Origin of the sequence: Streptomyces sp. NPDC002809 (assembly GCF_040295435.1) — a bacterium.
In the GTDB taxonomy this organism is placed as follows: domain Bacteria; phylum Actinomycetota; class Actinomycetes; order Streptomycetales; family Streptomycetaceae; genus Streptomyces.
Genome location: NZ_JBEOVJ010000037.1, coordinates 68,971 through 76,683, shown reverse-complemented (window position 1 = coordinate 76,683; position 7,713 = coordinate 68,971). Strand labels below are relative to the sequence as shown.

The 7,713-nt window shown below is 69.4% G+C and carries 9 protein-coding genes and 2 tRNA genes; 1 reads left to right on the top strand and 10 read right to left on the bottom strand.

Translation table 11 applies throughout. The features are described 5' to 3' along the window. Window positions 1-72 precede the first annotated feature (72 nt). From ABT025_RS22285 to ABT025_RS22245, 9 genes are all read right to left on the bottom strand, one after another. Window positions 73-145 (bottom strand) — tRNA-Ala (locus ABT025_RS22285). A gap of 123 nt (window positions 146-268) precedes the next feature. Beyond that, window positions 269-502, bottom strand: a complete 234-nt coding sequence (locus tag ABT025_RS22280; RefSeq protein ID WP_111331746.1) for a hypothetical protein — start codon at window positions 500-502, stop codon at window positions 269-271. 422 nt (window positions 503-924) lie between these two features. Continuing rightward, window positions 925-997: transfer RNA gene (locus ABT025_RS22275), tRNA-Ala, on the bottom strand. A 127-nt stretch (window positions 998-1,124) separates the two neighbouring features. Beyond that, a complete protein-coding gene (locus ABT025_RS22270) occupies window positions 1,125-1,778 on the bottom strand; it encodes a histidine phosphatase family protein (RefSeq protein ID WP_350997080.1) in 654 nt (217 codons plus the stop codon). Further along, entirely contained in the window at window positions 1,775-2,206 is a 432-nt protein-coding gene (gene rsfS / locus ABT025_RS22265) for a ribosome silencing factor (protein WP_350997062.1), read from the bottom strand. Before rsfS ends, ABT025_RS22270 begins: the two co-directional genes overlap by 4 nt. Before the next feature lie 236 nt (window positions 2,207-2,442). Further along, window positions 2,443-4,260 (bottom strand): LCP family protein, encoded by a 1,818-nt coding sequence (locus ABT025_RS22260; RefSeq protein ID WP_350997059.1) that lies wholly within the window; start codon window positions 4,258-4,260, stop codon window positions 2,443-2,445. Window positions 4,261-4,279: 19 nt separating this feature from the next. After that, a complete protein-coding gene (gene nadD / locus ABT025_RS22255) occupies window positions 4,280-4,897 on the bottom strand; it encodes a nicotinate-nucleotide adenylyltransferase (RefSeq protein WP_350997056.1) in 618 nt (205 codons plus the stop codon). A gap of 38 nt (window positions 4,898-4,935) precedes the next feature. Further along, the gene (locus tag ABT025_RS22250; RefSeq protein ID WP_187285139.1) at window positions 4,936-5,097 is read right to left on the bottom strand and encodes a hypothetical protein; all 162 of its coding nucleotides are present in this window, start codon (window positions 5,095-5,097) and stop codon (window positions 4,936-4,938) included. An 84-nt stretch (window positions 5,098-5,181) separates the two neighbouring features. Then, on the bottom strand, window positions 5,182-5,334 hold the full coding sequence (locus ABT025_RS22245; protein WP_350997053.1) for a hypothetical protein: 153 nt from the start codon (window positions 5,332-5,334) through the stop codon (window positions 5,182-5,184). 111 nt (window positions 5,335-5,445) lie between these two features. On the opposite strand from ABT025_RS22245, the gene ABT025_RS22240 reads away from it, so the two are divergent. Continuing rightward, a complete protein-coding gene (locus ABT025_RS22240) occupies window positions 5,446-6,597 on the top strand; it encodes a M48 family metallopeptidase (protein WP_350997051.1) in 1,152 nt (383 codons plus the stop codon). On the opposite strand, the gene ABT025_RS22235 is transcribed toward ABT025_RS22240, so the two are convergent. Further along, a complete protein-coding gene (locus ABT025_RS22235; protein ID WP_350997048.1) occupies window positions 6,518-7,648 on the bottom strand; it encodes an SCO2583 family membrane protein in 1,131 nt (376 codons plus the stop codon). The two genes, ABT025_RS22240 and ABT025_RS22235, sit on opposite strands and share 80 nt — an antisense overlap. Between the last annotated feature and the right edge of the window lie 65 nt (window positions 7,649-7,713).

The following is a 7,713-nucleotide window of genomic DNA, read 5'->3' as shown; positions in this document are numbered from 1 at the left end:
TGCTGTTTTTGTGTTGCCTAAACCGCGTGGGGGCCCTTCCTTTTCGTTGGCCCCGCCAGTCGATCTTCACTGTGGAGCTAAGGAGAATTGAACTCCTGACCTCCTGCATGCCATGCAGGCGCTCTACCAACTGAGCTATAGCCCCGCGTTGTCCTGCCCGGTCTCCCGTGGCGACATCGAGAACATTACCGGTCACCCCTGCCGTCCACCAAATCGATTCCGGCCGACCCCTCCCCGGCTCCCGTCCGGCCGGCCGGGAGGGCGCCGGTCAGGCGGTGGCGAAGGAGTAGAAGCGCTTGAGCGTGCAGTGCTCCTCCAGCAACCGTCCGTAGATCGGCTCCCCCTCGAGCTCCCGGTAGGTCTCGATGGGGTCGCCCTTTATGACCAGCGCCCGTGCGCATTCCTCGCACCAGTACTGGTAGTCCGCGTTGACCGGGTCCATGTCCCTGACGATGGGCGTACCGCTGCCGCACCAGTCGCATTTCCGCCTGTGCGCACCCATGGATCAGCTCCGGCTGCGGCCGCGGGCCGTACACATGGGGAGGATCCCGGTGAGACCACAGGGCGTTCGGCGTCCAGGAAGGCCGTTGCCGGCTCGCGGTGGAGGAGCGGCAGGGAGCGGGCCGTGGGCGCAACGGCCGACGCATGCGCGGCCTCGACGGACGAGGGGCAGGTCCGGGACCTCGTGGCGGCTCGCAGGCATCGCGCACTCCTCCCCGTTCGGTCCGTCTCCCCTCCGGCGGTCCGATTCTGCCATGACCCCGCAAGGGGGTCAGCCCGCCGGAGATCCCGTCGTTCGCCGACGCCGCGGAAGCAAGGGGCAGGGGGCAGCCGACGGCGCCCGCGCACCTGCCCGAGGACAGGCGCGCGGGCGCCGGGCACAAGCAAGGATCCCGCCCCCTGATGGGGACGGGATCCTGATTGTGGAGCTAAGGAGAATTGAACTCCTGACCTCCTGCATGCCATGCAGGCGCTCTACCAACTGAGCTATAGCCCCGCTGTTCGCTGTGTTTCCCTGCGTTTCCGCGCTGCGAACAAGAAGAACTTTAGCCTGTGACCAGCCAGAAAGTGAAATCCGGCCGAAGCCGCCCGATGACGCCCCGCGGGCGCCGCCCGGCACCCGGTCAGGCGTCGTCGCCGAGCACCGGTTCGGGCAGGGTGCCGGCGTTGTGCTCCAGCAGACGCCAGCCGCGGGCACCCTCGCCCAACACCGACCAGCAGCAGTTGGAGAGTCCGCCGAGCCCTTCCCAGTGGTGCGCTTCCAGACCCAGCAGCCGGCCGATGGTGGTCCGGATGGTGCCACCGTGACTGACGACGACGAGCGTGCCGTTGTCGGGCAGCTTGTCGGCGTGCGCGAGCACGACGGGGGCCGCCCGGTCGGCGACCTCGGTCTCCAGCTCGCCGCCGCCGCGCCGCACGGGCTCGCCGCGCTTCCAGGCCGCGTACTGGTCGCCGTACAGCCCCACGATCTCCTCGTGGGTGAGACCCTGCCAGGCGCCCGCATAGGTCTCGCGCAGCCCCGGGTCGTGCGCGACACCGAGCCCGGTGATCGCGACGAGCTCGGCCGCCGTGGCCGCGGCCCGCCGCAGATCGGATGCGACGATCGCGTCCGGCTTCAGCGAGGCGAGCAGCCGGGCGGCCCGGCGGGCCTGCCCGACGCCTTCATCGGTGAGCTCGATGTCCGTGGAGCCCTGGAACCGGCGCTCCAGGTTCCACGCCGTCTGGCCGTGTCGCCAGAGAACGATCCTGCGGCCCCTGCCGCTTCCGCTGCCGTTCAGCTCTGCTCACCTTCCGTGCCGCCGGTGAGCTGTGCGTGCTCCTCGGCCTTGCCGCGGGTCTTCACGGCGTCCTCGGGAAGGGGAATCTCGGGGCAGTCCTTCCACAGGCGCTCCAGCGCGTAGAAGACGCGCTCCTCGCTGTGCTGGACGTGGATGACGATGTCGACGTAGTCGAGGAGGATCCAGCGCGCGTCGCGGTCGCCCTCACGGCGGACCGGCTTGGCGCCGAGCTCCTTCTGGAGCTGCTCCTCGATCTCGTCGACGATCGACTTGACCTGGCGGTCGTTGGGGGCCGAAGCCAGCAGGAAGGCGTCCGTGATCGACAGCACGTCGCTGACGTCGTACGCAATGATGTCGTGCGCGAGCCGGTCGGCGGCCGCCTGAGCGGCGGCGTTGATGAGCTCGATGGAGCGGTCCGTGGCGGTCACATGCAGGCTTTCGTCGGCGGTCAGATCAACCTCTAGGGTCTCACGGACCGCCGACAGCCCACACAGTCATCTTCCGAAGAGCGTTCAGGAGTCGTCCGCCGGCGTTCAGAAGAGGCTCCGGAACCGCCCGCACCCGGCTCGTGAGCGGTTCGGAGACGGCGTCGGGGCGGCTCCGGAACCGTCCCGGAGCCGCCCCTGAACAGGACCGGCGGACCGGTCCCCGCCGTACCACCGGCCTACTTGATCTTGTAGTCCTGACCGATGACGACGGACACGTCCGCGTTGCCTGCCGGCGTGCCCTGCTTCGCCGCGCTCGCCGGCAGCCCGAGGGTCGTGGCGACCTCGGTCGCCTTCTTCTTGTCCGCCGCGCCCTTGTAGACGACCTCGGAGGACGCCACCGGGCCGGACTTCCCGCTGTTCACGAAGGTGTAGCCGCCGTTGACCAGCTCGATCCGGGCGGACTCCGTACCGCGGTCGCTGCCCGTGCCGTTCTTGACGCCGACCCGTACCGCCGCGTCCGCGGAGGGGGCCTTGAACGTGCCGCCCAGGATGTCCTTGACGACGCTGTCCGTGGCGGCCTCGGTGAGAGTGCCGTCGTCCTGGACCGGCAGCAGTGCGGTCTTGTAGTCGCCGAGCTTGGCGTGCTCGGCGAGCTTGGCCAGGGAGGCGCCGAGGTCCTGCTCGGGCAGCGACGGGTCGAGGATCTGGGCCAGCGTCTCGACGGTGACCGTGGCGGCCTTCGGATCATCGGAGATCTTCCGCAGCACTCCGCGCATGACCTGCCCGAACCGCATCAGCTGCTTGGCCTCGGCCTCGTCGGGACCGCGGTACGTGGCGTACGCGACGGCCATCGGTCCGCTGAGCGTCTGCGCCTTGCCCTTCTTCACCAGGGGCGCGGCCCCCTTCTTGGCGTCGGGGACAGCGGTGTCGGTGTCGACCTCGATGTTGCCGACCAGGTCGACGAGGTTCTCCAGGTACGGGGTGTCGAGCCGCCACGTGCCGCTGATCTCGGTGCCGAGCAGTGTGTCGATGGACTCGCGGGTTCCGGAGGTCCCGTCGTCGTCGACCGATTTGCCGAGCGTGGTGGTGGCACCGTCCTGGTCGGCGACGGCAAGCGAGTTGGGCAGCAGAACCGTGGTGCCCTGCTTGGTCGTGACGTTGTCGACGAGCAGGGCAGTGGACGTGCCGCCGGCCTTGGTGTTGTGGAGGTGGACCACGATGACGTCCCGCCGCTGCGGACCGGTCGCCGTGGTGTTCTCCTTCTCGGACGCCGAGAGGCCGGGGATCTTGTCCGCGGACCACAGGTAGCCGACGCCGCCGAGCACGACGAGGACGGCCACGACTATCAGCGCGACCATCCGGTTGTGACCGCGCCGTCGGGCCTCCTCGCGTCGTTCACTGCGGCTCTCGGTGAACTTCAGCCAGTCGATGACGTCTTCGGAGTCCTCGTCGGGCTCCTCGATGAAGGAGAACTGCTCCGTGCGGTAGTCCCGGTCACCCCGGCGAGGCCCCGGAACGCCTGCCTCGGTCTCCGCGGCCCGCTGCGGTTCGGGAGCCCGCTGCGGTTCCTGTGCCTGCTGCGGTTCCTGTGCCTGCTGCGGCGGAGCGGCAGCGGGCGCCGGGGCCTGCTGCGGGATGCTCCACTGCTGCTGCGTGGTGTCGACCGCGGCAGGCTGCCGGCCCGTGTCGTAGCCGTAGCCGCCGTCGTAGCCGTAACCCTGCTGAGGGGGTTGCTGCTGGGGAGGCTGGTGCTGCTGGGCGGCGTACGGATCGTAGTGCTGCGGGGGCGCGGCAGGCTGCTGGTGTTGCTGCTGCTGCTGGTGCCGTTGCTGCTGGGCGTACGGGTCGTAGCCGTATCCCTGACCGCTCTGCGGCTCCTGCTGCTGCGGCTGCTGGGCCTGGTGCGGCGGCTGAGGTGCCTGCTGTGCGTACGGGTCGTACTGCTGCTGCCCGGGCTGCGGCTGCTGCTGGTACACCGGCTGCCCGTACTCGTCGTAGCCGACGATCTGCGGCTGCTGGTAGTACGGGTCGTACGGATTCTGTCGGTCGTTCACCGGTGCCCCTCTCCGTGGCTCATTCGCCGCGGTACAGCTGGCGCTTGTCGATGTAGCGGACCACACCGTCCGGCACCAGGTACCAGACCGGGTCCCCCTGGGCGACCCTCTCGCGGCAGTCCGTGGACGAGATCGCCAGTGCGGGGACCTCCACGAGGGATACGCCGCCCTTCGGCAACCCGTCGTCCGTCAGCACGTGCCCCGGCCGCGTCACACCGATGAAGTGGGACAGCGAGAAGAGCTCTTCGGCATCCCGCCAGGTGAGGATCTGGGAGAGCGCGTCGGCGCCCGTGATGAAGAAGAGGTCCGCGTCGCCGTGGACCGCGCGCAGGTCCCGCAGGGTGTCGATCGTGTACGTGGGACCGTTGCGGTCGATGTCGCTGCGGCTGACCGAGAACTGCGGGTTGGACGCTGTCGCGATGACCGTCATCAGATAGCGGTCCTCGGCCGGGGAGACCTGCTTGTGGCTCTTCTGCCACGGCTGCCCGGTCGGGACGAAGACCACCTCGTCGAGGTGGAACTGGGCGGCCACTTCACTGGCCGCCACCAGGTGTCCATGATGAATCGGGTCAAACGTCCCGCCCATCACGCCGAGTCGGCGCTTTCCGCGGCCGGTAGGCACTTCCTGCTCTCCCATGCGTGCAGAGCCTACTGGCACAGCTGTACGCCTCGGCCTCAGCGGTCGCGGTTGAAGCGCGTGGTGATCCACAGAAGGAGGAGAAGCGCGACAAACGCACCGCCACCGGTGAGGAGCGGGCTGAGACTTTCGTGGTTACCGCCGTGCTCGCCCTCGGCGGCGACGGTGACCAGCTGGTGTGCGGTGCTCGTGAGGCTCATCTTCGGCAGGACCTATCGATCGGGAGTCGGAGGGAAGACGTCGCGGACATCGTATGCGGGTGCCCCGGGCACGCTCACGCCGACTCAGTCGTTGTTGTCGTCGTTGCGGTATCCGCGCAGCAGGAACCAGGCCAGCAGGGCCGCTCCGACGAGCGAGACGATCAGCACGATGCGGATCGTGTTGCCCGGCCCCTGGTCCTCGGATGCGGCAGCGAGCAGAGCAACGGTGTGCGGCATGTCGGGCGTCTCCTCAGTTGTCCACAGCCCCCCGCACACCGTAGCCCCAGCACCTACGCTGGGATTTGTCAGGGGGCGAGCGATGTCTCGTACGAAACAGGGGGCCCATTCATGACCGACGGCAGCCACGAGAACCATGGCCAGGTGCCGAGCAGGCAGCGCAGGCGCTTCCCGGGAATCTCCTCCCGGGCGTACGAACACCCGGCGGACCGCTCCGCCCTGGTGGCACTCCGCAAGCTGAGCGGTTTCGACACCGTCTTCAAGGCGCTGAGCGGACTGCTGCCGGAGCGCAGTCTGCGACTGCTCTTCCTGTCGGACTCCGTCCGGGTGAGCGACGCGCAGTTCAGCCATCTCAACGACATGCTGCGGGACGCCTGTTACATCCTGGACCTGGAGAAGGTCCCTCCGATGTACGTCAGCCAGAACCCGCAGCCCAACGCCATGTGCATCGGCCTGGACGAGCCGATCATCGTGGTGACGACGGGCCTGGTCGAGCTGCTGGACGAGGAGGAGATGCGGGCGGTCGTCGGGCACGAGGTGGGGCACGCCCTCTCCGGCCACGCCGTGTACCGCACGATCCTGCTCTTCCTCACCAATCTCGCCCTCAAGGTGGCCTGGATCCCGCTCGGCAACGTCGCGATCATGGCGATCGTCACTGCGCTGCGCGAGTGGTTCCGCAAGTCGGAGCTGTCCGCGGACCGGGCCGGACTGCTGGTCGGCCAGGACCTGCAGGCCTCGATGCGCGGGCTGATGAAGATCGCCGGCGGCAACCACCTCCACGAGATGAACGTGGACGCGTTCCTCGCCCAGGCCGACGAGTACGAGAAGGCGGGCGACCTGCGCGATTCCGTCCTCAAGATCCTCAATGTGCTCCCCCGTTCGCACCCGTTCACCACGGTGCGCGCGGCCGAGCTGAAGAAGTGGTCCGAGACCCGCGACTACCAGCGGATCATGGACGGCCACTACCCGCGGCGCGACGAGGACAAGGACACCTCGGTGACGGACGCCTTCAAGGAGTCCGCCTCGCACTACGCCGATTCGGTGCGCAGCAGCAAGGACCCGCTGATGAAGCTGGTCGGCGACATAGCGGGAGGGGCCGGCGACCTGGGCGGCAAGCTCCGCGACAAGTTCACCGGCGGGGGCGGCAGCGGCGCCAAGGGGGCCGGGACGGGCAAGGGCGACGCTACGGACGGCTCACAGCAGTCCCAGAGGCCTGAGGACCCCGAGGGGCCGTCTGCGGCGCCCGGGACGGCGGGGAGCTGACCGTCAGCGTCCCGCACAGCGCCGCGGTGGGCAGGCCCGTCGCATACGGGTCGGTGCCCGCGGGGCCGCCGCCGGCCGCCCGTTCGCCCGCGAGCAGCGGGCGCAGGGCCCCGGTGGTGCCGTCGGAGCAGGACTGCGGTCCGGCCTGGACGTAGCTGGTCCGCACCTCCAGCCGGTGCAGCCGCAGATCATCCCGGTCGAACCGGAAGCGCATCTCCCGCCGTACGGTGAACAGCGAGGCGCCGCCCGTCCGTTGGGGGCCCGAGACGGCCGGGTGGAGCACATAGGCGAAGGTGTGGTCCGACACCACCTCCAGGGCGTCGGCCCTCACCTCGGCGTACCGCAGGGTGCCCCGGACCCGGATCTCCGGATCCGGGGTGGCCTCGTCCGGATCGAACCGCACCAGCCAGCCCGACGCCGCGTGCTGCCCGTCGTCGTGCGGCTCGTTCACGCTCCGTTCGAACTGGCCCATCTGGTCCGGGTCGAGCAGTGATTCCACGGGGCGCACCGCGGTGCCGCCGAGGACGTCGAGGTCGAGCGAGGAGGCCACCAGGTAGTCCTTGGCCGTGGCCAGGGCGGCGTACACCTGGCTGTCGGAGAAGTTCTCCGTCCGCCGGGTCACCGGGAGGCTGATGCCCGCAGCCCCCTTCGGGAACGGGGCGGCGGGGCTGTTCGCGAAGAGGGCGGCCGTGGTGCCTCCCGGCACGACCCCGCGGGGCGCCAGCGGAACGAGGGTCATCCGCAGCGGCTCGGCACGCCTGGTGACGGGGTTCGAGTAGGGGTGGCGGAAGCCCATGAAGACGGCGGCGCCGAAGGCCAGGGCTATCAGGACGACCAGGGCGAGAGCGGCCCGTGAACCGTTGCGGACGGCACGTCCCGGCAGGCTGCGGACCGCACGGGCGTGCTCTCCCATGCGCTCCTGGGCGGAGAACTCCTGCAGTCGGGCAGCCCGGACGAAGGACTCGTCGAAGACCAGGGACCGGTACTCGTCCTCGCTGCCGCTCGCACTGTTCTCCGACGGGCCTTCGGGTGGATCTCCGCGGTCTGCCATGACTTCTCCCGACTCCACGCCACCGACCGGGGCCGAAACGGTGCGCCCCTTCCGGCCGGAAGGCT

Coding starts and splice junctions, on each gene's coding strand:
- ABT025_RS22280 (WP_111331746.1), bottom strand. CDS start 502: ATGGGTGCGCACAGGCGGAAATGCGACTGGTGCGGCAGCGGTACGCCC.
- ABT025_RS22250 (WP_187285139.1), bottom strand. CDS start 5,097: ATGAGCCTCACGAGCACCGCACACCAGCTGGTCACCGTCGCCGCCGAG.
- ABT025_RS22235 (WP_350997048.1), bottom strand. CDS start 7,648: ATGGCAGACCGCGGAGATCCACCCGAAGGCCCGTCGGAGAACAGTGCG.
- ABT025_RS22245 (WP_350997053.1), bottom strand. CDS start 5,334: ATGCCGCACACCGTTGCTCTGCTCGCTGCCGCATCCGAGGACCAGGGG.
- ABT025_RS22240 (WP_350997051.1), top strand. CDS start 5,446: ATGACCGACGGCAGCCACGAGAACCATGGCCAGGTGCCGAGCAGGCAG.
- nadD (WP_350997056.1), bottom strand. CDS start 4,897: ATGGGAGAGCAGGAAGTGCCTACCGGCCGCGGAAAGCGCCGACTCGGC.